This window comes from Ochrobactrum sp. WV_118_8 (genome assembly GCF_039631535.1).
Taxonomy (GTDB): domain Bacteria; phylum Pseudomonadota; class Alphaproteobacteria; order Rhizobiales; family Rhizobiaceae; genus Brucella; species Brucella anthropi.
Genome location: NZ_JBDIUZ010000002.1, coordinates 985,912 through 1,012,895 on the forward strand (window position 1 = coordinate 985,912; position 26,984 = coordinate 1,012,895).

A 26,984-nucleotide genomic window follows, 5' to 3' on the forward strand; every position below is an offset into this window, starting at 1 on the left:
GGTCACCGATTATAGAGAATAATCGGCTGTTGCGATGTAACGCCGTCCTTGGACTGGAGCTTTCGCACCGCCGGATGTGAGTGGTATAACCACCTCATTGGGACTGTCGCGCATGTCTTCCACAGCAGCGTCGACGTGCAATGTGTAGCCCGCATCAAAAAACGCGTCGGCCAAATCAACTGTGATTTCAAGCGTACGACCCGCACCGACACTCGCGCCGGTGATACCGTTGATCTCGCTCGTATTACCACCCGTTGCACGATACCATCCGGACAGGTGTTCGTAATATTTGGATTTGCCGCCAGCCATCCAAAGGCTACCGGCATATTTACCCTCAGCATCCATGATGTAATAAGCGAGATACGCGCCGTCACCGCCATAACTGTTCAGCGTCGTTGTCAGTGTTACGGACCGGGCCATTGCGATATCCGGAAGCGTAAGCGCCGTGGTCATTGCCAATGCTGCAAGAAGTGCTTTCATGCCAGTCTGCCTCTTTCAAAGAAACGGCACGCGGACCTCGATCGATCCGCGCTTATGCCCGCTACTCTCGCAAGAAGAGCTGAACACCACCTGACACCGATGCGGTTTCTGCTTCAGCGCTTTGTAAGAAATGAACCGCTCCAAACCGCGATAAACGAAAACGGCGGACCTGCCAGCAGGTCCGCCGCGTCAAGCATTTACAGTAAATCCGCCAGCTATCGGTGCAGCGACATACGCTTAAGTGTACCGTCGCGAAGAATGAACTGGTGCCATATCGCTATCAGCGCATGAAGGCCGGCCAGATAAAGAATAATGGTGCCGGCATTCTCATGAAATTCGGCGATCAATCCGGGGGAGCCTTGCATTGGGGCCGTAATGGCCGGCACGGAAATACCGAAGAAGGATATCGCTATTCCCATCCGCGAGGCGGCATACCAGCCGCTTAGCGGCAAGGCGATCAGCAGCAAATAGAGGATTGCATGGCCCGCCTTTGCCGCAAGGGCAAGTGTGCCTTGCGCCGGAGATTCTGACGGCGCTGCACCGGAAAGCCGCAAAAAGAGACGAGGTAACACAAGCACGAGTACGGCAAGCCCTAGAGAAAAATGCAAGAAAGGCGGATTCTCCGCCATACTGCGTCCACCCACCGACGTGAACCATGCTCCGAGGATCAACGCGGCGGTGAGCCAGTGAATCACAACCATGCTTTTTGAATAACGATCAGGACTGCGAGGCATCACAAGTCTTTCCTTGGATGAAGGCGCTCTCAATGGTAAGCGCGATGGCTTATTTCACGACGACATTTGGCAGTGAGTTTTTCTCGAGCAAGGGGCTGGAGGGCGTGTCCGGCACAGCGCCTGACCGCTGTTCTTCGTCATGTCTTGATTTGCGGTGGCGGTCATCGTCGTGATCGTATTCGCGATCCTTGTGTTTCATTTTGACTATAGCAAGCGTAGCCGGATCAACTTTAGCCCTGAAAGCAATTCCGGTTTTGTCGGAGCCACGGACCTCATAACAGCCGTCATCGATTTTGATCCGCGCCACGGTCCAGCCGCGAGAAGTAGCCATGGCCTGAACCGCGTCCCTGGATTGCCACTTGTCCATCGATACATGGCAGTCATCATCGGCTCGCGCCACGCCGCTTCCTGCTGCGATCAATAAAAAGGAGATTGCCGCAAGGTAATTTACCATCATATCATTGTTCCTGATCAATGCGCTTTGAAGAGAACAATGCCAGCCATTTCTGACGAACAGCTGAAGCTGGCAAGGATATGACGTCAGAGGAATGACAGCTTACGGCTTCAGTTAGAATATGTTCGCATCTGACCAGACGACACGGGTTCCCGTTTTCTATCGAATAAAAGGTGCTATTGGATGCGCGTCCTGTTGATCGAAGACGATATAATCCTGGGCAAGGCCGTTCGCGACCATATCGCTGTCAACCATTCCGTGGATTGGGTGACCCGCCTCGACGACGCAACCGAGCATGTCGGCTCGGCAGTCTACGACCTAATCCTGTTGGACCTGATGCTTCCCGACGGGCTGGGTATCAATTTTTTGCGCAATCTTCGCGCCAAAGGTAGCGTCACGCCAGTCATTATTCTCACGGCGCTGGATCAGATTTCCGACCGGATCGAAGGTCTCGACGCCGGGGCCGACGATTACCTGATCAAACCGTTCGATCTGGCAGAGCTTTCGTCGCGACTGAACGCTGTTGCACGACGCTATAGCGGCAATCCCAACCCTTTGGTCGAAATGCGCGACCTCCAGATCGATCTGGCCGCCAAGACAGTGAGGCAAGGAGGACGCACCATTGAACTGACCAGCCGCGAATGGGCGCTGCTGGAAACCTTCTTGCAGCGACCCGGCATTGCATTGACCAAGTCGCAACTCGAAGACCGGCTCTATGCCTTCGGTTCGGAAGTTGAGAGCAATACGATTGAGGTCCATGTCAGCCGCCTCCGTAAAAAGCTTGGGCACGGGATCATCGACACGGTTCGCGGCATCGGCTATCGGCTTGGAAACGCGAAATGATACAACCGAAGAGCCTGCAATGGAGACTTTCGCTCTGGCTCGGACTCGGTGCGACCCTGCTGTGGGTCATTACCACCATTGTGACAGCGCAGCTTCTGCGCCACGAACTGAATATGGCCTTTGACAGCGCCCTGGAAGAAACGGCGCAGCGCATTCTGCCAGTCGCAGCGCTTGAGATACTGGGACGCGATGCCGACGACACCGAACAGCGGGTTGCCACCCTGCGCCAGCACGACGAATATTTCACTTATGTGGTCCGTGACGCAGCCGGAACCGTACAGATGCGTTCACATAATGCGGATGTGACCATTTTTCCGCCCTATTCAATAATGGGTTTCAGCAGCACGCCAACTCACAGGCTCTACTCCGACGCCGCAATGCAGGGTAGCCTCACAATTACTGTCGCTGAACCCCTCTCCCACCGGCGCGAAACGGCGATGCACATATTATACACGCTTGCCGTACCTCTCGCCCTAGCCGTCCCCCTTGGCTTGATCGGTGTCTGGCTCATCGTACGTCTTTCCATGGCTCCGGTGCGCAGTTTTCGCGATCAGATCGAGGCACGTGGCAGCGGAGATCTTGATCCGGTCGCCGTCTATGGCCTTCCCTCCGAAATTGACACTGTCGCCAAAGCAGTAAATCGGCTGTTGGAGCGTTTGAAACTGACTCTGGAAGCCGAACGCAGTCTTGCGGCCAAGTCGGCCCACGAGTTGCGCACCCCACTGGCAGCGGCGCTCGCTCAGTCGCAAAGACTGATCATCGAGGCGCCCGATGCCACCACGCGCGAACGTGCGCACGACATGGAAACAGCGCTGCGCCGCCTCTCTCGCTTGACAGAAAAGCTGATGCAGTTGGCAAGAGCCGAGGGCGGACGGCTCCTTGCCGAAAAGCCAGTAAATATTGCTGCAATCCTTCGATTAGTTGTAGGCGAGTTCAACGGATCTACCGATGCTGTCGGTCGCATTGAGTTGGCTCTCCCTGATTACCCGGTGCTTAAGAGCATAGATGCGGATGCCTTTGCCATACTGGCGCGAAACCTGATCGAAAACGCACTCAAACACGGCGCACAGAATATGCCGATCAGCGTATTCCTAACCGCCGAAGGTGTTTTACGTGTTATCAATGCCGGCCCCACCGTGCCTCCCGAAACACTGGCTCGGTTGAGCGAGCCGTTCGAGCGCGGCCAGGCTCTGGTGCGTGGTGCGGGGCTTGGTCTTGCCATTGCCAGAACAATTGCAGGTGGAGCAGGCGGTCGGTTAGAACTATTCTCCCCTGCATTTGGCAAGGAAGACGGCTTTGAAGCAAAATTCATATTTTCCAAATGAACTCCTAGGCCGTGCTTCCCGACATCAGCAGAAATATATCTTTCCCTCAAGCGTGAGGCAGCATTTGAAGCTCGATTGTCCACGTAGAAGTGACTGATATTGAAACTATATTTCGCCCAACCTCTGGGTTAAGCCAACCCGCAGCCACCCGTGGGTTGGACGGGACAAAAGAATAAACCGAACCAAGATTGACGACCGTCAGTTTGTCGGACGACGACATCTTCTCCTTCATTTCATAGGCCATGACGCCACCAAGGCCGGCACCGAGCACAACGATGTGGGACAAGGGCATTTCCTCCTTGCGCGAGACGGCCCAGTTCCGCATTTTTCCATATGTAAGGCTATCGGGACTTGATTTGGCTCAAATGCAGGAAAGAACAGATAGCCCAGTGCAACTCTGAACGCCAATACAGGCCGACCGCTCTCCGACAAGAATAGGCTTACCGACAGAATGGATTAAGCTTGGTCAAATTCATTCACCGGGTCTGCGAACTGTGGCATTAGAACTGGGAAAGCCAGCATTGCTGCCGTGTCACGCCGATTACAGTGCTGTGCCTCAACAGACCGGCATCGACTCAGCTCTGGTTTGTACGTACCCGGAGACACTTGACACTATCATTTCGCCTGCGTTCGCGGGTATGTGGCACTTGACCCAGGTCAAGGTAACCCGCTTTCAAGGCAGGTTAGTCTGGCCCATGGATTTCAGTATGTCGCGAGCGTCCATGCTCAAAAAGTGGAGCTGTTTATGGAACCCGTATCCGTCAAGGCGGGCACCCTGCCGTTCCGATCGCACGCCCTCCCGGTAGCGGCTGTTGCCGACCATTTTGATGTGGACGTGACAGTTGGCCTGACTCAGGAGGAGGCAGACCGGCGGCTTGACCTTTTTGGGTCGAACAAAGTTGCTGCGCGCAAGCCCGTCACCGACTTGGCTCTGATATTGCGACAGTTTGCCAGTTCCGTTGTGGTCTTGCTCGTGAGCGCGATGGTGCTCTCGCTCGTATATGCGGAATGGAAACAGGCCGCGGCAATTGCCGCCGTACTCGTGGTCAATGCGGCTATAGGCTATTGTATGGAGCGACAGGCCTTGCGTTCAATGGAAGCGCTGAGGCAACTCGTGACACGCAACGCGCGCGTGCGAAGGGATGGCCAATCCCGTCAGGTTCCCGCCGACGTGCTTGTACCCGGTGACGTAGTGATTCTCGAAGCTGGCGATGTCGTACCGGCCGATATGCGATGCGCAAGCAGTTCAGCATTAAGCGTTGACGAGTCTGCACTCACCGGTGAATCCCTCCCGGTAGACAAAGGTGTCGATGCCAATCCCGAATTGGCTGTGCTCGCCGATCGGAGCGCCGTGCTGTTCAGAGGCACGCATGTCGTGCGCGGTAGCGGAGTGGCCATTGTTACCGGTACAGGACAGGCCACCGAAATCGGACGTATCGCCGATCTTATCGAGGGGGCCGAGAGTGGCGAATCCCCACTGGAGGGACAACTGGCGCTCCTCTCCCGTCATCTGATCTTGCTCACACTCGTGCTTGCCACCGTAGTGGCTGCGGCCGGGGTCTATTCCGGGAAGCCCATCTTTGTGATGGTGGAAACGGCGATAGCGCTCGCCGTAGCGGCGATCCCAGAAGGTCTGCCTATCGTTGCCACACTGACACTTGCGCGTGGCATGCTGCGAATGGCTGCAAACAACGCAATCGTAGAGAACCTGGCGGCAGTGGAGACGCTTGGTTCCACGACGCTCATTCTTACCGACAAGACGGGTACTCTGACCGAGAACCGGATGGAGGTTGAGAGAGTCTTAACCCCTTCGGGCGAGTTCATGATTGATCACTCGCGCGCCATTTTTCTGAAAGACGAGAAACCGATCGATCCCGCCAACGATCAGGGGTTGCTGCGCGCACTACTGATTGGGGTGCTCTGCTCGAACGCAGAATATGAGCGCCATGGCGCTTCTGGCACAGGAGACCCGATGGAAGTGGCACTCCTGCGTGCCGGGGGTTTTGCAGGCCTCCATCGCAGCGAGCAGCTCGACGACTATCCGGAAGTCGCTGAAGAACCCTTCGACACGGCGACAAAGAGAATGGCGACTATACACCGCCACGACGATGGCCACTTGGCAGCCGTCAAAGGTGCGCCGGAAGAAGTGCTGGCGTCAGCTGATCGGATCGGTATCGAGGTGGAGGCACTGGATGACACTACACGGGCAGTATGGTTCGCTCGTGCCGAGCGTCTGGCGGCCGATGGCCTGCGTGTGCTCGCCGTCGCCATTGATCCGGTTGCAGAGCTGAACAAACCAGTTGCCCGGGGTCTCTCCTTTCTCGGTCTTGTGGCCTTTCGCGATCCTCCACGGCACGATATCGCGGAAGCTGTGGCTGCCTTGCGCAGTGCCGGTATCCGCGTCGTGATGGCGACCGGCGATCATCCCGGCACAGCGCTCAGCATCGCCCGTGCTGTCGGCATTTCAGGACCCGATGCAGTTGTGACAATCGGGACAGAACTGCCTCAGCTTGAGGAAACATCGGAAGTCGGAGGTGATAAAAAAGTCAACTGCAACGTCTTTGCGCGCGTGACTCCAGAGCAGAAACTCAATCTGATCGACCGGTTTCAGCGCCAAGGCCAGGTGGTCGCCATGATCGGCGATGGTGTTAACGATGCGCCAGCGCTAGCCAAAGCCAATATCGGCGTCGCCATGGGCCGCAGAGGTACCGACGTGGCGCGCGAAGCGGCCGACATGGTGCTGCTCGATGATGCTTTCAGCACCATTGTCCACGCGGTTCGCGAGGGGCGGATCATTTTCGACAACATTCGTCGCTTCTCGATCTACCTGCTCTCCTGCAATCTCGCTGAGGTGCTGGTGATCGTGCTTGCCATATTTGCCGGCCTGCCGTTGCCAATGACGCCGCTACAGATATTATTCCTCAATCTGCTGACCGATGTCTTCCCGGCCTTCGCGCTCGCCACAGGTAAAGGAGAAGGGGACGTCCTGGCCCGTCCGCCACGTCCACCGAAAGAGCCGATGCTTTCGGCCGCACAGTGGCGTAGGGTCGTTGGCTATGGTCTGGCGATTGCGGTAAGCACATTAATCGCGCTCATCGTCGCGACCAAGGGCTTCAGTTTTGAGGCGCAGGAGGCGACGACGATCTCCTTCCTCACTATCGCGTTTGCCCAGCTCTGGCACGTCTTTAACATGCACCACAGCCACAGTGGTCCATGGCGGAATGCAGTGGTACGAAACCGCCTCGTCTGGTTTGCGCTCCTGCTTTGTCTCAGCCTCATACTCGGGGCCGTTGTGTTGCCTGTCTTCGCTGCTGCTCTGCAAATTGCGCCCATTGGTTCCAAAGGATGGGCGTTAGCGATCGGATGCAGTATGCTGCCGCTGCTCGCGGGACAGACCTGGCTGACCAGTGAGCGCATTTGGACGGATCACAAGTTATTGAAGCATAGCGACACAAGCTCTCGCAGATCAATGAAAGAATAGTAAGGCCCGCGCCGACGGCCAGATGTTCCACGGATATCAGCCTGCGGCATACCGCACAGCAATGTTTCCGGCCGTGATCAATCGAGACGCAGATTGCTTTTCGCGAGTTTCGCTTTTGCAGTCCGCATCACCTATACTGCGCGTTTCGTTGAAGAGGTAAATCCGAACTGCGTCACCCACTTAGATTGCTGTTATCCATGAGTAACCACCTCAGGCTCGCAATCAGTGTTCAATGAGAAAGCAGAACTGGAAGTCTGACCTGCGTGAATATCCCCCTCGTTGCGCCACCAAGAATGAAGTCGCGTATACGGGAATGACCGAAGCCTCCCATCGCCAGAATCTGTGCCCCTTCGGTCAAGGCAGCGTCCTGCAATGCCTCGTCAACGGATCTTTCGCCCAGTGTAATTGTGATAGGCTTGGCGCGGATCCCCCTATTTTCCAGCGAGGAAGCCAGAGTTCCAGCGAGATTTGACCCACTCAGTGGCTTTTCGTCCTGAACCGTCAGCACTGAGACGCGGCCGCCTTCAGCTAGCAGTGCCAGAGCATCGCCGAGCGCACGTGCAGCGACCCGTCCTCCGTCCCAGGCTATCGCGATATGTTTAAGGGCAGCAGCGCGGGCGGACGGCGGTACTAGGATGGTCGGTCGGCCCGAACCGAACACGACAGCCTGGGCCATATCTTGAGCAACCATTGTTTCCCCTGACCAAGGAAGCAACGCAACGTCGAAATATCGTGCTTGTCCGGCAGCTGCGTCCAGCACACCGCCGAGCACAGCCGTTCTAGTCGTACAGTAAACATCAAGCCTCTCTCCCGCATGCTCTTGAACCAGGGCATGCAGACGATGGCATTCGGCTTTGCTCTTCTGCTCGACCGCACGGGCCAGACCCGGGACGTCGACAAAAAAGTCGCCCAACCCCGAGGACATATAAGGAATATCGACCGCGAACGTCGTGACGTGGAGTGTGCCTCCAAGCACAGCTGCGTAACTCGTAGCCGCCAGCACCGCCCCGTCCGCAACTACCTCGGGATAGGTGGCTATAGGCATATAGGCATTACGCGTGTACATCACTAGAACCTCGACTTTTGTCAATTGCTCGGATCACCCAGGCGCCATGGTCGCTCCACGACCGAAAAAACCTCGCATTTCATCTTTGCACAAAAGTCTTGAATCAGACTTGATCCCAGTCAATCCCTAACAGATGAAATTGATTATAGTATACCGTACATTACGGTTGGGGCTGACCGGCGCGATACCATTGCGCGCGAGAGAGCATGCATGAAACGGATCAGGTCCGGATTCCTTGGCTTATAGCTGACCCCACACTTCCGCCAGCGATGAGGCACTAAGGACAAAAGACATACAGAGATAAATGATAACCCGGAATTTGATTTCGCGAAGTAGACGAGCCTATGATTTGATGTATAGCATTGGACTGTGGCTCTGACCTTGCCCGAAATTTTATGAAGTTTTGAGTTTGCTCCATACCGCGGCTGGATCTGCCCTTTTTAGAAAGCGGACGCTCTCAGGTTAGAGCATCTGGCTCAGGATCTCGCGTGGAGCTGCCGTCTGCACACTGGTGCACGGAACACTGTTCCACTGCAGTAACTTCGAGGAGGAATACGGCGTCATTCGAGATGAAGCTTGAACCAGATCGGTAGGCCGCTAAATAGGCTTTTCCAGAACATTATTGCGCCCAAAGCGGCGCTCGACGACAGTGAGGACAAGTCTTCCACGTCTTCGCTCTTGAACTAATACATGGCGGCGGGTCAAGCGATTCGGTCTTGATCTACGTCAAAGTCATATTTCTCAGTTTTGTTAAGTTCAACATTGCCTCGCAAAGTCACCGAGTACCTATGGCGGGGTAGGTCGAGGCGTCTGCTTTCCAGTGCGGAGCCTCGACCGCATTGAAGCAGCCTTGCTTTCAATCACCGATAACTGCGCAAAAAAAATCACGGTAAAATTTTGATCCACATCAAAGCCATTCACGCGGACTCTGCTAACATTTCCTTGTTCCGTAGTACGAAACCGAATGGCGCCATCGGACGGGACAGGTCGAGGCGTCGGCACCGTGGTGTAACACCTCGACCACCTTTGATAATAATAAGTTATGAGTTAGCGAAAGATATTCGTTGATGGAGATCATAAACCAAGGTTACTCATGGCAAAACGAAGTAACGTACCGGAATACATTTTTCCAAGCTTAGTTCTGCGATAACCGGAGTATTCGACTCTTTCAAGAATTTGGCATGGAAAAAGAAAAGCTCTGTTGGAAGTGTGCTCTGTCGGACTGGTGGTATGTTTTCATGCGGTTCAATACGATGCAGATGACTTGGAAAGGCGATCACAAACCGGAATGGAGTTAATTCTAAGTTAACGCTCTCTTCATGACAGAGAAAATTGGAAGGCCTGTATCTTCCTCATAATGATACAGCAGGTCACCTTCCAGAGTGGATCCGATTAACCCTTCATTGAGGGAGCTTATCGTTGGTAACTTTGAAGTTTTTGGGTGGAGCGGGGACAGTTACCGGTTCAAAATTCCTGCTCACATTCGACCACAACAACCTCCTTGTTGACTGCGGGCTCTTCCAAGGGGTGAAAAATCTTCGCGAGCTTAACTGGGCCAGCCTTCCCCTTCCCGCAGACGCGATAGATGCGGTGGTCCTTACGCATGCGCATCTGGATCATAGTGGGTATCTGCCCAAGCTCGTTCATGACGGATTTCGAGGCAAAATCTATTCGACACCTGCTACCCGGGACGTTGCAGAGTTAATATTAAAAGATAGCGCTCATCTCCAGGAAAAAGATGCCGAGCTTCTTAATCGACATTCACTTTCAAAACACAAGCCCGCTCTTCCCCTTTATACCGTGCAAGACGCGGTCAGGGCATTACAACACTTTTCCAGGGTTGAGTTTAATCAAACTGCTCTGCTTAACCACGGTGCGCGAGTTCATTTTCGCTATGCGGGCCATATCCTCGGCGCAGCAAACGTGCAGATTGACTGGGGCGGCAAGAAGATAGTTTTTTCGGGAGATATCGGTCGATATAATGATCCAATAATGCGAGACCCGGAGACTCCTCCGGATGCTGATTACGTAATTATCGAATCCACTTACGGTGATCGTCGTCATCCCGAAATTGATGCTACTGATGCACTGGGGGATGTAGCAGAACGAACATTGAAACGTGGGGGTACATTAATTATACCAGCTTTTGCTGTAGGTCGGGCCCAAGAAATACTCTACCATCTATGGAAATTGAAAGAAAGCGGACGACTTGCCGGTATACCGATCTATCTTGACAGCCCCATGGCCATTGATGCGACAGAGTTGATGAGCGCCCATATTTCCGATCATCGGTTGTCCCCGCAGGCTTGCCGCAGAGCTTTTAGCATCGCACGCTATACCAACGATGTCGACAGTTCGAAAGCTATTACAGCCAGTTCTCTTCCAAAAATTGTTATCTCCGCATCTGGAATGGCTACGGGAGGACGAGTTCTTCATCATTTGAAATCTTTCGGGCCCGACCCCAGAAATACGATTTTACTCGCAGGCTTCCAGGCAGCGGGAACGCGGGGACGGTCACTAAGAGACGGCAGCAGAGAATTGAAGATTTACGGCTCCTGGATCCCGATCAATGCGGAGGTTGTTTCATTGGAAATGCTATCGGCGCACGCGGATGCAACTGAGTTGATACGGTGGCTATCTGGTTTTAAAAGAGCGCCAAAAGGAATATTTATCGTACATGGGGAACCTGAAGCATCTGACGCCTTGCGGGTCAGGATCGAACGACAACTCGGCTGGACAAGCCTTGTTCCGCGTCAGGACCAGAAGTTCATGCTATAAACGTAACAACTTCAACTTGTGCTCCGGCGCCCTGGAATGGATACAATTGTCCTCTTCGAACGTCTTGGTCTTGCTATAGCGATTGGTGCAATCGTCGGCGTGGAACGCCATTGGCGCGACCGCGACGAAATGCCAGGGCAAAGAACGGCTGGCCTAAGGACATTTACCCTATGTGGCATGCTCGGCGGACTATCCGGTGCAATTGAGTTATATCTAAATAGTCCTGGAAGACATACCGGACTGGTCATCGCGGGCTTTTTTGGCATTTTTTCAGCAGTACTCGCGCTTTTTGAGATGAGAGAGGCCATATCCCTTCGTCGTTATAGTGTGACATCCACAGTCGTCGGTATGACGACATTTGCACTTGGTGTATTGGCTGTGATTGGTAGCCAGCCGTTCGCTGTCGCCGGCGGCGTCACTTTGGTCGCACTGCTTGCAAGCCGACATGCTCTACATACGTTCATGCGGACTTTAACATGGGAAGAGTTACGATCGGGAATTATCTTTCTTGCCATGATATTTGTGATCTTGCCGATCATTCCTGGCCAAAGACTGAAGTATTTCGGCGGATTATCTCTTTCCGATATCTGGACATTGGTGGTGTTGTTAACCGGAATATCTTTTACAGGATACTTGGCACTCAGAATATTTGGTGAGAAGCTGGGGCAAATATTGGCCGGCGGCTTGGGTGGGGTGATTTCATCGACCGCCGTCACGCTGACAAATTCCCGCCGCAGCAAACAGTTGTCGTCCTGCCATGATCTTGTGGCCGGAGCACTTGCGGCCAATAGCATATCACTACTGAAAACCTTGATAATGACCGGATTTCTTTCGTTTCCGTCAGCTATACGGCTGGCGCCGGTTCTAGTCACCGCGGCACTGATTCTGGCTACTGGATCCCTTTTCAGTGCAAGAAGTACCCAAAATGAACCCAAATTTCCGACTGCGCGCAGTCCCTTTCAACTAAATGAAATATTCAGATTGGCGCTGCTTATAACCGCCGTCACCCTCGCAGCCCGCGTTGCATCTGTATGGCTCGGTCACACCGGTCTTATAAGTGTTGCCGCACTATCAGGATTAGCTGACACAGACGCTGTTATTGTGAGCTTAGCAGCGCTACCCAGACAACTGGAACCTGATCTGGCCGCACTGGTTGTTGGGGTTGCAGTAATAACAAATACGGTTGCCAAATGTGGTTTCAGCGTTGTACTGGGATCAAGAATGTTCAGCCAGTATTTCTCACTTTTCAGCTTAACTGCGCTGTTCGTTGGAATTTTCATATACTTCATCTTGTCGTGACAGCGCATCACCCCCGTAACCACTTCAACAGGTTAAGGGGGTGATGGATTAATTGCATTCAACTCTTTTGAAGCCTCTTGCTGACGAGCAATAAAGTGGCGTCATCAGGATATGGTTCAACCGAAAACCCCTGCTCCCGCTCCAGTTCGATCGCTTCATGGTTTTCTCGGCTTTCGATTGCTTCCAGTAACTTCACACCCTGGGCTTCAGCATAACGTGCAATATGTCTTAGAAGCTCCCAGGCAACTCCTTTGCCTTTAAAATCAGCTCGAACAGAGATTGCCACCTCGCCGCGCTCAAACCGGGGATCGCATGCCAGCATGGCTGTTGCAATGACGTTGTTATTGTCGGGGAGAACTGCCAGAAAATTTTCTTTCTGCTTGTGGTCTATGTCTATCATTGACAACATTCGTTGATGGCTGATTTCTTTCGCACCGCTCAGGAAGCGAAAGCTCAAGTCCTCCGCTGAAACCTTGGAGAAGAATTGCTTGAGAGCCTGCTCATCCGTCACGTTTACCCTCCGTACATGAAAGATAAGGCCGCTTCTCGTTCCCAGCATACAATCCCAGCTATCCTTGGCAGTGTTAACCGGTTCAAGTGCATTGTCAGAAATAGACTTGGGTATGGCCGCAGCGCTGGTCTCAATGATTACTTTAATTGCCCTGGTTTTCGCGGCTTGTTGAAATGTATCATACGCATCAATGACATCATCGAGCTTGAACCGATGCGTAATTAGTTTTTTGGGGTCAATTTTACCCGACTGCACGGTACGCATGAGCATCGGAGTAGTAAACGTATCAACCAGACGTGTTGTAATCGATATGTTGTGCGCCCACAGTTTTTCCAGATGTAAGTCGACCGCGGTCCCGTGAACACCGATGTTGGCAATCCTCCCGCCAGGTGCGATGATTTCCTCACACAATTCGAAAGTTGCAGGAACTCCTACAGCCTCAATTGCGGTATCAACGCCCGTTGAACCAGCGATCTCAAATACCTCTTGAATTGCTGCTTTCCCGGTAGCATTGATGGTATCGGTAGCACCGAATCTCAAAGCCACATCGAGACGCGACTGATCAAGATCAATCACAATGATCCTGGCAGGGGAATAAAACTGGGCTGTGAGTAACGCCGCTAGGCCGATGGGACCAGCCCCAACTATTGCAATCGTACTTCCCGGTGCCACATTTCCATTAAGAACGCCGCATTCGAACCCGGTTGGAAGAATATCACTGAGCATCACCAGAGCTTCTTCGTCAGCGCCCTCTGGTATCGGGTAAAGACTCGTATCCGCGTGAGGTATTCGCACAAACTCGGCTTGAGTTCCATCAATCGTATTGCCAAGTATCCAACCACCGGTCGTACAGTGCGAATACATACCCCTTCGACAATATTCACATTTCCCGCATGAAGAAATACATGAAATAAGTACGTGGTCACCTTTTTTGAATTGGGTGACACCAACGCCCACCTCCTCAATAATCCCGACTCCCTCGTGACCGAGTATTCGGCCCGGCGTACAACTCGGCACATCTCCTTTAAGGATATGGAGGTCGGTGCCACAGATGGTCGTGCGAGTGATCTTCACTAAGGCATCGGTAGAATCCTTAATAACCGGGATGGCTTTATTTTGCAGCGATTTTTTACCGGGACCTTCGAAAACAAGAGCTTTCATCGTAATTTCTCTCAGCTGTCTGATATCAAAAGTTTACCCGTTTTAACCAAACTGTCCTTGACGTAGATCAACTCCGGCCTCCTGACGGTTTTCACGATTGCCCGTCTGAATTGAACGCAGAGAACGCCAATCCTCGCACTGGCGTACCAACTCAGCGCATTGGGGATCACTCTGCTGCGAAACACAGCCTGGAGTTTGATCATGACCGTGACAAATTTATCCGCAAGGTCGGCAGATATGGCTGAAGCGCCCGCCAAAGGCAAATTGCGTCTAGGGGCTCTTTCTGCCCTTGTAATCGGGTCCATGGTGGGACCGGGCGTATTCAACCTTCCGCTAAATATGGCCGCCGGCGAAGGTCTGCTCGCCATTATCGCCGGGTGGGGGATTACTGCTGTTAGAATGCTAGCTCTTGTCATTGTCTATCGAAAATTGCAACCCGAGTAGTTTTTGTCAAAACGTCGGCAAAAACGTTGCAATCGGGAGGCTTGAAGATGCTTCGGACATCATCAGCGGGCGTGCCGGAACATTAGTCCATCCCGCGAAAAGCGCCGCGTCGTAACTCCTTTTCGATAAGCCAATATTCAATTGACCCACGTCAATGTAGCCGTTTTCCAGCGCGCTATACTGACCGTCTGAAGCTTCAATCGAAGGAACTAACCGATGAGCTACAAGTCCATTCTGGTATCTCTGGATGTCGACGCACCAATATACAATGTCATTAGAACTGCAATCCACATTGCAGGCTGCCACGAAGCCAAACTGATCGGTCTTTGCGCCGCAGATGTAGCACTTCCTTTGGTCGGGACGGAAGATCCATCGCTTGCCATAGAAGTCTGGCAAGAAACACGCGACGACTTATCTATGCGAAGGTTCGTTCAGGTGCGAAAAGAGTTCGATCGATTGAGTGCCGGTTTTCTCAGAACCGAGTGGAGACAAGGACTGGCGGCGGCCACATCGGCTATTGTCGATGCTGCTCGGGTAGCCGATCTTGTTATCATGGCGGCATCAGATACCGCGTTCCCTGTTGACAATTACCGTCATGCAGATACGGCCGGCGTCGTATTGAGATCTGGTCGTCCCCTACTTATTCTGGGCAGAACGCTCGAGGAAATACATTTCAAGAAAATCCTGATCGCGTGGAAAGATACAAGGGAAGCGCGTCGAGCGGTAGCAGATGCTGTTCCCCTCTTACGCGAAGCAAATGAAGTTATTGTCGTAGCTGCAACTTCAGATATCCAACAAGAATTGCATGAGAGCACTAATGATATCAAAGATTTTCTGGTAGGCCATGGCGTTGTCGCCAGAACCGAGTTCATCAAAACCGACGACGAAGTGACTTCTTTGTTACGATTCATCGATGAAAGTCGGGCGGACCTAGTTGTAGCGGGAGCTTACGGACATAGCCGTTTGCGTGAGTGGGCGTTCGGGGGGGTCACACGCTCCCTTCTAAAGCAACAAGAACTTAACCTGCTTATTTCCAGTTAAGTAATATTCGTGACCATGGTGAGCATCGAATGTCACCACGGAGGACGCTAATGCATTCGTCTTCACAAACGTCACGACACATGGCAGACGAAGCAGCGTTCTGGTCGTGGCATATAGAAATTGTGTATCATGGCTCGGACCCCCTATGCAAAGGGCTCTTTGGAGGTGCACTTAGTCACCTCCTTTCAGCCATTTATCGGAATCTGGTCTCTGTCATTGTTAAATCATGACGCAAGTTTTTCTAGATGCTTACGATTGACGAGTTTCACACATCGCAGACTAAACAAACGAATAACGCCGTTACATTTGAGCCTGGAGAAGGTGCGTGACACCGTTTCGAGTGACAAGCCGAGGTAATCGGCTATATCGTTTCGTGACATCGGAAGCTCTACGATTTCCAAATCACCCTGCCGCTCCGCCATCTCCAGAAAGAATGCTGCGATGCGTTGCGTGGCGTCCTGACGCCCAAGCACGAGGAGATGTTCCTGAGCTCGCACAAGGCCTTGAATAGCCATGGGTAATAACTCAGCGTCCATGGTTCTGGAAGACGTGTTCATCGGCCAGCAGGAAACAGCTGAATGACAAAGGGTCTCTGCAAAAAAATGATGTGTTTCGCCCGATTCAAAACCAAATATCTCACCTGAAAGGCAGAACGCAGAGATTTGTCGACGACCGTCTGCCAGCAATCTGAAAATGCGTACTCCACCGAATGCCACCTTATATAGGGCATCGCATTTCTCACCTTGCGCATATATCTCGAATCCTGCGGGCAAGTATTTTTGCGTGGAGGAACCGGCTGGGACACCGTTCATCTGGAATGCATGGTTCCCTGTGACCCCGGTCGAACCGGGAGATAAAGATGCGAATTGAGTGATACTCATTGTTCATCCCTCTTTGTTCCGAATGAATAATTGCAGAGCAAAGGATGAAGTGAAATTCGGTTTTGTCCGTAAGTAAGACTACGTATTGGAACGCAATGAGTCTGACACTATTATTGCCCGTATCATGGCGACGAGCGGTCGCCCCAAAAATGGCTTGGTCAGCGGCACGACGAGTGGCAATGGCGGCATGCGGGCAATATCACTTGTTAGAAACACCATCGGTTTGCCAAAATGAACAAGTTGAGGGATGAATGTGGCAACATCACCTTCGATAATGCTGTCATCTATGATAGCGCATATTGCTGCCTTGGCGTGATTTGATGCAAACGCTGTTTCCAAATCCGGAAACGCTATTCCGGTAATTTTTTCGCTTGCAAGCAAGAATAGTATCGAATCCCGCAAAACAGGATCTGCCGCAGATATGACGACCAAAGGCCCTGCCATATTGGCGCCTCCTCATGATCTCGTCTGGAGAGGAATCGGATCAGGATAATGGTCGTGCTAAATTTGCATTATTGCTTTGTCACAGATCAAAATCTATCAGCATTGTCAATTTTCTCGACCAATGGATGACAATCCAGCCGAAATCGCCATTCGCACCAGATCGGGCAGGTTGCGAGCATGCATCTTGTTCATGATATTTGCTCGATGTACTTCGACTGTACGAGGACTGATTGCAAGATTATGACCTATGGATTTATTCGGAAGCCCCGCGACAACCAAAAGAAGAACTTCGCGTTCCCGATCGGATAGCTGCATAAACCCACTCCGCACCAACGCTTCATTGCAATCCGCGTTATGGTTGCTTAAGGCCTCAGATGCTCTACGAAGGGCCTCGACCAAATTTTCCTCCGAAAAGGGCTTTTCCAGAAAATCGACCGCCCCGGCCTTCATCGCGGTTACGGCCATCGGAATGTCCCCATGCCCAGTGATGACAATAGTCGGGATCCTGACGTCCATACGCGCAAGTTGTTGCATCAATTCAACGCCGCTCATCCCCGGCATCCTAACATCTGTGATCAAACATGCGTTACTATCGGAAGGAACCCGCGCCAAGAACTCGGCCGCGGAAGGATAGATGCGCACCATGAATCCCATAGCGGTTAGCATGAAAGCCAACGACTTTCGGACAGGTTCTTCGTCGTCGACAATATGCACGCTAAGATCATTTAACAGCATGGGTGCTATCCTGTCTTAAGATCGGGAGAACAAACCGGAATACGGTTCCGAATTCTCCATTTTTCTCCATTTCAATCGAGCCACCGTGCGCATCCAGAATACGCTTTGAAATCGAGAGTCCAATCCCCATTCCATTGGGTTTACTGGTGACAAAAGGTTGAAATAGACGAGATGCGATTTCGTCCGGTATTCCTGTTCCCGTATCCATCACCTCGATCATGATATGTTTTTCATCCGACAGACAAGTGCGGATTAGAAGCTCACGTCGACGCACCTCCCGCATGGATTCGACCGCATTCCGGATTAGATTTATGAGCACTTGCTGGATCTGAATCTTGTCGGCCAAAACCTCTGTTGCATTTGTCTTGAGCTCAAACGTTGTATGTACCCCAAGCTCCCGCGATCCCACCAAGGCCAGTGCACTCGCCTCTTCAACCAGTTTCTGGACATTGACAGCTGATCTTTCCATATCACCTATAGTTACAAATGCACGCAGGCGCTGAATAATTTCGCCGGCACGCAAAGCCTGCTGTGCTGTTTCCTCAAGAGCACCCCTGAGGTAATCAGATGTTTCTTTATCCAGGCCATTGAGATATTGCACTGCGCCATGCGCATAATTTGATATTGCTGCGAGCGGTTGATTGAGTTCATGTGCCAAGACAGCCGCCATTTCCCCCAGCTCATTTAGTCTTGCCAGTCGCGCGAGCTGATTCTGAACTTCGTACAACCGGGCCTCCGTTTGCTCGCGTTCTGTCAGATCGCGAATGAACCCTGTAAAATGTCGCCCGACCGGAGAAATAGACTCTCCGACGGCAAGTTTCATCGGGAAAGTTGAACCATCCTTGCGCAATCCGACAACCACCCGATCGATACCGATAATTCTCTTTTCTCCGGTCGTAAGATATCGCTTCATATAGTCGTCGTGCTCATGTTGATAAGGTTCTGGCATCAGCATCTTGACATTTCGACCCAGCACTTCTTCCTCGGTATAGCCGAACTGTCGAACCGCCGCAGAGCTGAACGAGGTAATATGTGCCTGCTCATCAATTACGATAGTGGCGTCAGGGACCGTATCCAGTATGGAGCGGAGATGAGCTTCGCGCTCGCTTAGCTGATCTTTCGATCGATCTAAAATGCGCCTGGCACGATGTAACATCTCGCCCATCCAGACAATTATGGTTCCAACGACAACGAATGTTGTAAGCTGCAACCAAACTGCGCCATCTGGTTGCAACCATATCAAGCAAGCCACAAGCGAGAACCCCAGTGCCAAAACTCCTGGGCCCCTACCTCCCAGAATTGCTGACACCAGAATAGAAGGAACAAATAGTATGAACGGAACAGTGTTTCCCAACGCGCCTGCCAACATGAGGCGGACAATCAGCGACACACCGACAACAAAGAAAGCCAGAATATACCCAGCCATGCCTTCAAACTGGCGAGAAACGATTGCTTGCGGAAAGCGGCCATGCGATCCTGGTGAATCGGTTTCCGGCATCAAAGTCCCCATTGGTGTTTTCATACCAAAAGGATCACCGACCCCGCTATAAGAAAGTCCGCAACCCGAACACGCCCCTAAATTACAATACACTCAAATAGCTGCCCGGAAAAGCGTCGATATGACTTCACTGGAGCGATCAACGCCAAGCGTTTTATTGTGCCGCAATCTTTCCTTACTGAGAACCAGTAGCGTCTTTTCGCCATTTCGTTGCCTGCTGAGAAACAACCTTGAACTGATTTTCGGCGACAGATCTTCATGGCACCCGGTGAGAGACCGCGATTTCGCTTGTAACGGAGCGGTGGCGAACTCGTCGATGAAATTTGATCCTCGTCAACGCGCACCTGCAGATATTGATGCAGGATTACCTTATGATGAACAATTTTCAGTTTAGCGATAGAACCGATGCTGGTCGACGGCTGGCTGCCAGACTGCTCGAAGCCAAACCCAAAGAACCCATTGTTTACGCATTACCGCGAGGAGGTGTTCCGGTAGCGCTGGAAATCGCTCTCGCCTTGAGAGCACCTCTTGATCTCATTCTCGTTCGCAAAATTGGCGCGCCAGGTGCACCGGAAGTTGCACTTGGTGCCGTTGTGGAAGGCGATCCGGACGAGGTGGTGATTAATGAAAAAGTTCAGCTAGTGACGGGGGCAACCGATGCGTATATCGAGCGCGTAAAGCGGCATGAACTTTCAGAGATTCAGCGAAGGCGCTCTCTTTATCTTGACGGCCGCACCCAGATTCGCCCTGCCGGGCACACTGCCATAATTGTTGATGATGGTCTGGCCACTGGTGCCACGGCCAAAGCTGCAATTATTGCCATGAGAAGTCAGGGAGCATCCAGGGTAATTCTTGCTATTCCTGTTGGCCCGGAAGAAGCACTTGCCGAGATGAGGCAGTTTGCCGATTCAGTCATCTGCTTGCATACCGTCGCCAAATTTTCGGCGGTAGGTGAATTCTATGAAGATTTTCATCAGCTTACAGATGAAGAAACCACCGGGTACTTGCGCCAAGGCTGGAAGCTCGCCGACGAAAGCCAGATCGGAACAGTTGCGCGTCGCGTCGCAATTCCGCCCTGTAACCTGCTTGGTGACCTTTACGTACCTGCAAATCCCAAAGGCATTGTCGTGTTCGCACACGGTAGCGGATCGAGCAGGCTAAGCCCACGTAACATTTCGGTAGCCAGGCGACTTAATCATGAAGGGTTCGCAACTCTTCTTCTGGATTTGCTCACGACCGACGAGGCCACTGATCGACATAATGTCTTTGATATCTCCTTGCTTGCCGGGCGTCTGCTTGATGCTTCAGTATGGATTATCGGGGAGCCAGATGTTGCTGACCTGCCCATGGGCTTCTTCGGCGCGAGTACCGGGGCCGCGGCTGCGTTAATGGCAGCGTCAAAAATTCCAGAGCGAGTGAGAGCTATCGTGTCTCGTGGAGGCCGCCCGGATTTGGCTGGTTCGGCTCTTGCGACAGTCGCATCACCAACGCTCCTGATAGTAGGTTCCAAAGATGAACAGGTACTCAAACTGAATAATGATGCACTGTCTTCAATCAGATGTGACAAAGAAATCAGAATTGTACCGGGAGCAACCCATCTATTTGAGGAACCGGGTGCACTCGAAAAGGCTATCGGGATGGCTGCTGAGTGGTTTCAGCATTATCTGACGACCTCGTCGTCAGATGCGCCACGCTTACAATTGAGCAACACGGTTTCTACAATCTCCAAGATAAGATCCGCAGTCGAGCACCTGCCCTCCGTGGACGACGAGGAATTTGCCTGCGCTTTTGACAAATTTGCTGATGCCCGCCTGGTATTACTTGGTGAAGCATCACACGGAACAAGTGAGTTTTATCAGTCCCGGGCCGCAATTACACGTCGCCTGATCGAGAAGCACAATTTTACTATCGTCGCGGTCGAGGCCGACTGGCCCGATGCGGCAGCGATAAACCGACGCGTGCAGAATAGGCCCGCTCGTTCATCCACTTGGGCTCCCTTCACCAGGTTTCCCACATGGATGTGGCGTAACAAGGACTTTGAGGCTTTCGTGAGCTTTCTGCGTAACAATAACGTCGGCAAGCCTGCTTCAGAGCAGGTCGGCTTCTTCGGACTGGATCTTTACAATATGACGGCCTCGATTGGCGAGGTAGTATCCTACCTCGATCGTGTGGACAAAGACGCCGCTATCCGGGCTCGAAACCGTTACGCATGCATCTCCTCGTGGTCGCAGGAGCCATCGGCGTATGGTCGAGCATCTCTTTCCCAGGGATATGCATTGTGCGAGAAGCCTGTAATCCGGATGCTGGTTGATCTTCTGGAAAAGGAGCTTGAATACTGCAAAATGGATGGCTTCGATTTCTTCGAAGCGAAACAGAATGCCCGTCTGGTTGCCAGCGCTGAACGTTACTATCGCGCCATGTATTACGGCGCACATGAATCCTGGAACCTCCGGGACCAACATATGTTCAATACGCTGCAAAATATTATGACGCAGTCTGGACCGACTTCTAAGGCTGTTGTCTGGGCGCATAATTCTCATATTGGTGATGCCCGGTTCACTGATATGGGCAAGGAAAGAAGCGAGCTGAACCTTGGGCAGTTATGCAGACAGGCCTACGGAAGAAGTGCCGTGCTTATCGGCTTTGGCACACATACCGGGACGGTTGCAGCAGCGTCAGACTGGAATGCCCCAATGGAGCGCAAACAGATTCGCCCTTCCCTCTCCGACAGCTATGAATCGTTGTTGCACGACGTGGGATCTGAACGCTTTCTACTCGACCTTAGAGCCGGACGACACGATGAGGTTCGTCAAGCGTTGTCCAAACCCCGACTTGAGCGATATATTGGCGTGATATATCGGCCAGAAACAGAACGCTGGAGCCACTACAGTTATGCTTCATTGGCGAATCAGTACGATGCCTTTGTCTGGTTCGATGAAACACATGCAATCACACCCCTGTCGACAACCTCAGTTGGGGGTGAGGATGAAATGTTTCCCTTTGGCCTCTGATACCTGTGTCGCGCTCATAGCCCGCACTTATGTGACCAGTTCCATAGTAGAAACAGGGAGAAAACAATCAGTTGGCTGGCAAGCTTCGTAGGCAAAATAGTTCCGATTTCATTAAGTGATTAAAACTGAACGAAAGCGATCAGGATTGGGGTCGGGTAATCTATCGGCTCGCCCCAATCGCCCTGAAACTAATTCAAGCAGAAAATCGTGTAAAAACGGCTCCAAAAATTAAACGCACTTATTGGAATCTATATTGTCAATATTTATCATAAATTTTCAATTATAGTAAAAATTTGGAACTAGACAAAAATGACAACAATATTTCGTTGATATGCAAATTTCATTATTCATTGATGTGTTATTCATCGTATGTTCAATTCCCCCAGAACTGCTTCGAGATCGTCGGATGGTGTCTTTGTCAGATCCTTTGCAATCTCCGCTACTACCGCTTGCTTCAGATCCGGCGTCATCCTCTGACGTAGTGAACCTAACATGCGAGGTTCTGCAATTACAGTCAGCCTTACGAATTCGTGCTCAGAAAACCTCCGTTCCAGTTCCTTTATCAAAATTTCGGCAAAATGTTCCTCCTGTTGTCTTTCGGGATCCGATGAATACTCCAATGCGGAACGCCGTGTGCCCTGCGATGCGAAGCTGCGACCGGGTTTATCTGACATTATCTCTTGAAGTCGCTTGTGAGTGATGTCAAAAACACGAACGTTTCGCTGCTCATCATTCTTTTTTGCATCCAATCTAAGAATACGAGCTCTTGCTCCATCCGCGATAAGTACCCAGTGTTTCTTTTTCATGGTATAGTAATCCCGTTAATCTGGATATTTGCGCTTCAAGTGTGACGAAAACGCTGATTAAGTTGCTGAGTTAAAGCTGCAGGCATACTGGCCGACGCAACACTGCTAAGAACAGATTTACTAACACGGGCTCCGTTAAAGTATTCTCGCGCCTTTTTGCCGGATGCTTACGTCTTAAATCAACATTTCTTCAAATCATTCACGACGCGGAGCACAACTGTTATATGGAAAGCAGCTTTCTCTTTGCGGTCGATACCTAGCCCAACAATCAATTGGCAAACAAACAAGCGACGATTTCCGGAGGAGGATGTGAAAGGCAGGTTAGCGTTTTCGAATTCTCTGTTGAGCTTTCCCTTGGAACAACATCGATTAATCCGAGGGCCAGAGTTCCCGTAGCGATTTCTTCATTGAACCTCGCACTTGAACAATCTCGCCGTGAGATATATGGCGATCCAATAGTTTGAAAACCGCAGCGACAGCTGTTTCGCAATCTGCCGTATCTTCGTTGGTTAAGGTTTCTTGTACACTCCTGAGAAACGCATCTTTCGACCGTTCCCAGACGGGGGTCACTAGCGGATCCCAGCCCTCGAAATAAATACCTCGTATAAGCGTAGGCAACTGTGCAGACAGATCTGCCATTTCCTCCTGTGGTAGCCAATCACGAATTTGGTGTAGAACACAGCGTAGCAACCGGTAGGCACGCGGATGACTCCAGGACAAGTCCAAGCCTAGTTCATTTACCCATTCCTGAGCCTGCTGCGCCGAATGTGTCAACGTGGAAATTGAGGTACCAGCCATATCTGCCTCCTCCGAAGCGACAGAAAGTGCTCGGCGACCGCCTGCGGCGCCGATCTGCGTTAGCTATGCAGCCTTGATCGCGATTGTCTTCTCTGCTGTTTTTGCCTTAGCTGTCTTTGGCAGTTTGACCGTCAGAATGCCTTTGGAAAAGGTAGCCTCGACTTTGGGGGCGTCGATATCTTCAGGTAACTGGAAATTGCGGCGGAACGAGCCAAATCGCCGTTCAGACAAATAATAGTCTGTTCCCTGATCTTTCTCCTCCTCGCTTTTCTCACCCTTTATAACGAGACTATGATTGGATAGCTTCACTTCGATGTCATTCTCAGAAAGCCCTGGAAGTTCAGCAGTTATTTCGTAACTGTCTGCTTTCTCGACAACATTCATGGCCGGGGCTAATTCCCACGTCGAGGCTGCTTTGTAAGCAGACAATAGTCCAGGCCGGCGCTGTGGGAATCGCAGGTCAAAAAGAGAGAAACTATCAAACAACCGATCAATTTCATCCCGCATTCTTTCCAATGGCGACCATGCTTCCGATGTGGCAGGGACTGAAGGCTTCGTGACAGGCAAGCGCTTCGTATCGTCAACCATTTCTTCTCTCCATTTTTGGCTTTTAGCTAAGTTGTTACCGTGTTCAGTGCCAAACAGTTGATGTAGCCAACAAGTCGCTGGCCCAACGAGGAAACTTGTCCCAGAACCAAAAGTAAGCCCGCAGGAGGAAATCCACAACTTGCTCGGCTCACCACTAAAGACATCATTTGAAAAAGACATTCTTTGACACAGGTCAATTCTGAAGAACTGGGATCTTCCTAGCGCGAATTTGACCTACGGCAATGCGATACCACTTGAAAGGACCCAAACTGATTATTGTCGCCGCTGATGAACGATCGGCAATGGAGCCTTCGATGCATATTCGCACATTAACCTACGGAGAATGCTGTCACATTTTGAGTACTGGTCGGCTTGCACACCTGGCATGTATGGCGGGAAAAAAGCCTTATCTTGTTCCGATCTATTTCGCATATTCCGGCAATCATTTGTACGCTTTCTCGCTGCCGGGGAGGAAAATTGATCTTATGCGTGTCAATCCTTATATCTCAGTGGTCATCGAGCAGTGGATGCAAGGCAGAGAATGGAGAAGCGTATTAGTTGAAGGGCGCTACCAGGAAATTGCAAATGACGAGGAACATGAGGCCGAGCAGCAACATGCTTGGCAAATACTGAGTAAACACTTTGACTGGTGGGAACCCGGAGCGCTCAAGCCCGAGGCCCGTCCAATAGCCCATTGCTCCGATCATATTTTTTTCAGGATATTTGTTGACCATTTGACGGGTCGGGAAGCAACAGAAGTCTGAATTGCGAGGCACTACTCTTCAATCTCCTCAGGTTATTTTTTCGCGTGTGAGCGGATGTGCCAACCCTTTTCACAACTGATAATCCATCAAGGTTCGAAAAGGTGACAGTGGTATTGCGGCTCAGGGTTAGCATCATGAAAACATTCGCGAATTTTGATGTGGGTCAATGCGAAATGGAATAGTCCCAAGCTACAAGAATAAAGGTTGGACAGGATACGTTCTGGAAAAGCATACACAAATCGAAGGAATGTAATTTCGTCTTTATAAATATATATAATATCGTTTACCGAGGTTTAATATAATTATGAAAACTAAAATTGAATAATTCTAAATAACAATTGTTTTCGCCACTCTTGATTAACAATAGCACTAACGATATTAATTTTACTAGATGAGGATTGATATGACGCTTGATAACAACCTAAATGGCAATTACTACACGAGAGAAGAAATAATTTTACTACGGAAGCTTGTCCGCGATGCAACGCACGTTGTTCCGGAGAGCATGAGTGCCGACCGGCCTACTGAATTAGCTCTTCAGGTAATTAGAATATACAATAATCTGAGTGCTACTAAATCGCATTCTCCCATAGGCCAAAGACGCATTGCAACCGCAATATTCAACCAATTAACGCAGCAAAATCTATATACTCACCTCAAACCATCTGCCGGACCTGCTTTAGCGGGGAGCACAACCAACAGATTGACTGAAGAGGAAGAGTGAAGCCCGCCAATCTTCCCGGAAAGTCGCACCACTGCTGTTCATTGAAAAAACGAACCAGCTCTTACCAAACGATATCAAATGGCTCTTCTCTCATACAGTCCTGCTTCACAGGCCTCTCCGCGCGACTTCACTGTGAGGATTTTGATCTATATCAAAGCGTGGGTCACCTCCATCTATATACTTGGTAGTGAAGGGAGAGACTCATGGCAGCATTAAACGAAATTACATCAAGCTTTCGGCATGTTAGATTACTCCTCGCACGTGAGAAAGATCATCCAGAAGGCGCTTCACGAGAAGGTATCGATCTTCTTATTCCGCTCGATAGTAACGGTCGCCTGGACTTCAGACAGTGGAAGTCGCATCAAGAGCTTTGCCGAGTACGCTACTTCAACCAACATGGCACAGTAAAAGTTGGCCTGTTAAAGTACAGACCTGTCGATCAATGGTACATTGATTTTAAAGAAGGTGAACAGGACGATGAAGTTGGCTTTCGGCTGGGCGCGGAATCCTTTACCATTGGAGAGTATGTTGCAATAAACGCCCCTGGCAAGAACCACACCTATAGGGTCGCGCGGGTTGAAAAGCCTTGATGCAGCTAATCCAGCCCAATCAAAATCTTCCATGAAGCGGTATTGGACAACCCTACGTCAATAAATGTGGAATGGGAGTCTTCAAACATATCCTTGGTGCGACAGATGAATCGGATCTCGCCGAACGCTGCATAAAACGAAGAATCACATTCGCAAGGGCCCTGCGGGGGACGACCATCAGTAGCCCATAGATAATCTGACCCCCCAGCGCTTTAAACTGGAAATCGAGACGAACGGCATTAATCATCTCAGGATCACTACCGTGTTCGTTATCGGCCAGAGAGAAGCGTTTAAAATAAAAGCTTGAACTACCCCCAATGAGCTTAACTTTAATACAAACTTAATGACTGGATACGTTGCTGCTTTTGGAGAAAGCAATGAAACCGAACCTGATTGCCATACTGTTTTTAGTATATCTGGTCATTGCAGTCCTTATATACCTATTGCTGCGTACAGAATAATTTTCCCATAATGCGTATATTATCAATAAGATCCGTATGTAAAATTATGCGAACAACTCAACTATCT

Annotated in this window: 24 protein-coding genes and 1 pseudogene; 11 read left to right on the plus strand and 14 right to left on the minus strand. The window is 51.1% G+C overall.

Features of this window, described 5'->3' with window-relative positions; translation table 11 throughout:
• Positions 1 to 9 precede the first annotated feature (9 nt).
• The 3 genes from ABDF71_RS18600 to ABDF71_RS18610 form a co-directional block, all read right to left on the minus strand.
• Complete coding sequence (locus tag ABDF71_RS18600; RefSeq protein ID WP_094514963.1) at positions 10 to 480, minus strand: DUF2271 domain-containing protein; 471 nt, start codon at positions 478 to 480, stop codon at positions 10 to 12.
• Positions 481 to 695: 215 nt separating this feature from the next.
• Complete coding sequence (locus tag ABDF71_RS18605) at positions 696 to 1,214, minus strand: cytochrome b (RefSeq protein WP_094514961.1); 519 nt, start codon at positions 1,212 to 1,214, stop codon at positions 696 to 698.
• 49 nt (positions 1,215 to 1,263) lie between these two features.
• A complete protein-coding gene (locus tag ABDF71_RS18610; RefSeq protein WP_235819934.1) occupies positions 1,264 to 1,671 on the minus strand; it encodes a PepSY domain-containing protein in 408 nt (135 codons plus the stop codon).
• A 180-nt stretch (positions 1,672 to 1,851) separates the two neighbouring features.
• Between ABDF71_RS18610 and ABDF71_RS18615 the strand changes: the two genes are divergently transcribed.
• Together ABDF71_RS18615 and ABDF71_RS18620 are read left to right on the plus strand one after the other, a co-directional pair.
• Positions 1,852 to 2,511, plus strand: coding sequence for a response regulator transcription factor (locus ABDF71_RS18615; protein ID WP_036586921.1), 660 nt, complete (start codon positions 1,852 to 1,854; stop codon positions 2,509 to 2,511).
• Complete coding sequence (locus ABDF71_RS18620) at positions 2,508 to 3,836, plus strand: ATP-binding protein (RefSeq protein WP_094514960.1); 1,329 nt, start codon at positions 2,508 to 2,510, stop codon at positions 3,834 to 3,836. The genes ABDF71_RS18615 and ABDF71_RS18620 overlap by 4 nt, the downstream gene beginning before the upstream one ends.
• Before the next feature lie 46 nt (positions 3,837 to 3,882).
• Here ABDF71_RS18620 and ABDF71_RS18625 read toward each other — a convergent pair whose 3' ends face one another.
• Positions 3,883 to 4,122, minus strand: a complete 240-nt coding sequence (locus tag ABDF71_RS18625) for a hypothetical protein (protein ID WP_143851086.1) — start codon at positions 4,120 to 4,122, stop codon at positions 3,883 to 3,885.
• A gap of 459 nt (positions 4,123 to 4,581) precedes the next feature.
• Here ABDF71_RS18625 and ABDF71_RS18630 point away from each other — a divergent pair, with 459 nt between their 5' ends.
• Positions 4,582 to 7,317 carry a cation-translocating P-type ATPase gene (locus tag ABDF71_RS18630; RefSeq protein WP_094514959.1) on the plus strand — a complete coding sequence of 912 codons (2,736 nt, stop codon included), beginning with the start codon at positions 4,582 to 4,584 and terminating at the stop codon, positions 7,315 to 7,317.
• 229 nt (positions 7,318 to 7,546) lie between these two features.
• Here the strand turns inward: ABDF71_RS18630 and ABDF71_RS18635 are convergent, their stop codons facing one another.
• Positions 7,547 to 8,383 carry a universal stress protein gene (locus ABDF71_RS18635; RefSeq protein WP_094515066.1) on the minus strand — a complete coding sequence of 279 codons (837 nt, stop codon included), beginning with the start codon at positions 8,381 to 8,383 and terminating at the stop codon, positions 7,547 to 7,549.
• 1,419 nt (positions 8,384 to 9,802) lie between these two features.
• On the opposite strand from ABDF71_RS18635, the gene ABDF71_RS18640 reads away from it, so the two are divergent.
• Together ABDF71_RS18640 and ABDF71_RS18645 are read left to right on the plus strand one after the other, a co-directional pair.
• Positions 9,803 to 11,161: an MBL fold metallo-hydrolase RNA specificity domain-containing protein gene (locus ABDF71_RS18640; protein ID WP_094514957.1), complete on the plus strand. Its 1,359-nt coding sequence runs from the start codon at positions 9,803 to 9,805 to the stop codon at positions 11,159 to 11,161.
• Between the two features lie 36 nt (positions 11,162 to 11,197).
• A complete protein-coding gene (locus tag ABDF71_RS18645) occupies positions 11,198 to 12,460 on the plus strand; it encodes an MgtC/SapB family protein (protein ID WP_114048144.1) in 1,263 nt (420 codons plus the stop codon).
• A gap of 58 nt (positions 12,461 to 12,518) precedes the next feature.
• Here the strand turns inward: ABDF71_RS18645 and ABDF71_RS18650 are convergent, their stop codons facing one another.
• Together ABDF71_RS18650 and ABDF71_RS18655 are read right to left on the minus strand one after the other, a co-directional pair.
• Entirely contained in the window at positions 12,519 to 13,019 is a 501-nt protein-coding gene (locus ABDF71_RS18650) for a GNAT family N-acetyltransferase (protein ID WP_202988017.1), read from the minus strand.
• Between the two features lie 81 nt (positions 13,020 to 13,100).
• A pseudogene (locus tag ABDF71_RS18655) lies at positions 13,101 to 14,132 on the minus strand (zinc-dependent alcohol dehydrogenase family protein); the annotation flags it as partial.
• A gap of 201 nt (positions 14,133 to 14,333) precedes the next feature.
• On the opposite strand from ABDF71_RS18655, the gene ABDF71_RS18660 reads away from it, so the two are divergent.
• The gene (locus ABDF71_RS18660; protein ID WP_181834086.1) at positions 14,334 to 14,576 is read left to right on the plus strand and encodes a hypothetical protein; all 243 of its coding nucleotides are present in this window, start codon (positions 14,334 to 14,336) and stop codon (positions 14,574 to 14,576) included.
• 216 nt (positions 14,577 to 14,792) lie between these two features.
• Positions 14,793 to 15,617 carry a universal stress protein gene (locus tag ABDF71_RS18665; RefSeq protein WP_114048141.1) on the plus strand — a complete coding sequence of 275 codons (825 nt, stop codon included), beginning with the start codon at positions 14,793 to 14,795 and terminating at the stop codon, positions 15,615 to 15,617.
• A gap of 224 nt (positions 15,618 to 15,841) precedes the next feature.
• Here ABDF71_RS18665 and ABDF71_RS18670 read toward each other — a convergent pair whose 3' ends face one another.
• The 4 genes from ABDF71_RS18670 to ABDF71_RS18685 form a co-directional block, all read right to left on the minus strand.
• Positions 15,842 to 16,498: a helix-turn-helix domain-containing protein gene (locus ABDF71_RS18670; RefSeq protein ID WP_114048140.1), complete on the minus strand. Its 657-nt coding sequence runs from the start codon at positions 16,496 to 16,498 to the stop codon at positions 15,842 to 15,844.
• Between the two features lie 78 nt (positions 16,499 to 16,576).
• Positions 16,577 to 16,942 (minus strand): hypothetical protein, encoded by a 366-nt coding sequence (locus ABDF71_RS18675; RefSeq protein ID WP_114048139.1) that lies wholly within the window; start codon positions 16,940 to 16,942, stop codon positions 16,577 to 16,579.
• A 105-nt stretch (positions 16,943 to 17,047) separates the two neighbouring features.
• Positions 17,048 to 17,677: a response regulator FixJ gene (gene fixJ, locus ABDF71_RS18680; RefSeq protein ID WP_114048138.1), complete on the minus strand. Its 630-nt coding sequence runs from the start codon at positions 17,675 to 17,677 to the stop codon at positions 17,048 to 17,050.
• Entirely contained in the window at positions 17,664 to 19,175 is a 1,512-nt protein-coding gene (locus ABDF71_RS18685) for a PAS domain-containing sensor histidine kinase (RefSeq protein WP_114048165.1), read from the minus strand. The genes fixJ and ABDF71_RS18685 overlap by 14 nt, the downstream gene beginning before the upstream one ends.
• A 371-nt stretch (positions 19,176 to 19,546) precedes the next feature.
• Between ABDF71_RS18685 and ABDF71_RS18690 the strand changes: the two genes are divergently transcribed.
• A complete protein-coding gene (locus tag ABDF71_RS18690; RefSeq protein ID WP_500061824.1) occupies positions 19,547 to 22,186 on the plus strand; it encodes an erythromycin esterase family protein in 2,640 nt (879 codons plus the stop codon).
• A 362-nt stretch (positions 22,187 to 22,548) separates the two neighbouring features.
• On the opposite strand, the gene ABDF71_RS18695 is transcribed toward ABDF71_RS18690, so the two are convergent.
• The 3 genes from ABDF71_RS18695 to ABDF71_RS18705 form a co-directional block, all read right to left on the minus strand.
• The gene (locus ABDF71_RS18695; protein WP_094515255.1) at positions 22,549 to 22,992 is read right to left on the minus strand and encodes a host attachment protein; all 444 of its coding nucleotides are present in this window, start codon (positions 22,990 to 22,992) and stop codon (positions 22,549 to 22,551) included.
• 369 nt (positions 22,993 to 23,361) lie between these two features.
• The gene (locus ABDF71_RS18700) at positions 23,362 to 23,790 is read right to left on the minus strand and encodes a DUF2267 domain-containing protein (RefSeq protein ID WP_114048137.1); all 429 of its coding nucleotides are present in this window, start codon (positions 23,788 to 23,790) and stop codon (positions 23,362 to 23,364) included.
• Between the two features lie 63 nt (positions 23,791 to 23,853).
• Entirely contained in the window at positions 23,854 to 24,378 is a 525-nt protein-coding gene (locus ABDF71_RS18705; RefSeq protein ID WP_094515253.1) for an Hsp20/alpha crystallin family protein, read from the minus strand.
• 314 nt (positions 24,379 to 24,692) lie between these two features.
• On the opposite strand from ABDF71_RS18705, the gene ABDF71_RS18710 reads away from it, so the two are divergent.
• The 3 genes from ABDF71_RS18710 to ABDF71_RS18720 all read left to right on the plus strand — a co-directional run bounded on the left by ABDF71_RS18710 (position 24,693) and on the right by ABDF71_RS18720 (position 26,456).
• A complete protein-coding gene (locus ABDF71_RS18710; RefSeq protein WP_094515276.1) occupies positions 24,693 to 25,142 on the plus strand; it encodes a pyridoxamine 5'-phosphate oxidase family protein in 450 nt (149 codons plus the stop codon).
• A 403-nt stretch (positions 25,143 to 25,545) separates the two neighbouring features.
• A complete protein-coding gene (locus ABDF71_RS18715; protein WP_094515252.1) occupies positions 25,546 to 25,866 on the plus strand; it encodes a hypothetical protein in 321 nt (106 codons plus the stop codon).
• A gap of 203 nt (positions 25,867 to 26,069) precedes the next feature.
• On the plus strand, positions 26,070 to 26,456 hold the full coding sequence (locus tag ABDF71_RS18720) for a hypothetical protein (RefSeq protein WP_094515251.1): 387 nt from the start codon (positions 26,070 to 26,072) through the stop codon (positions 26,454 to 26,456).
• The last annotated feature ends 528 nt before the right edge of the window (positions 26,457 to 26,984 follow it).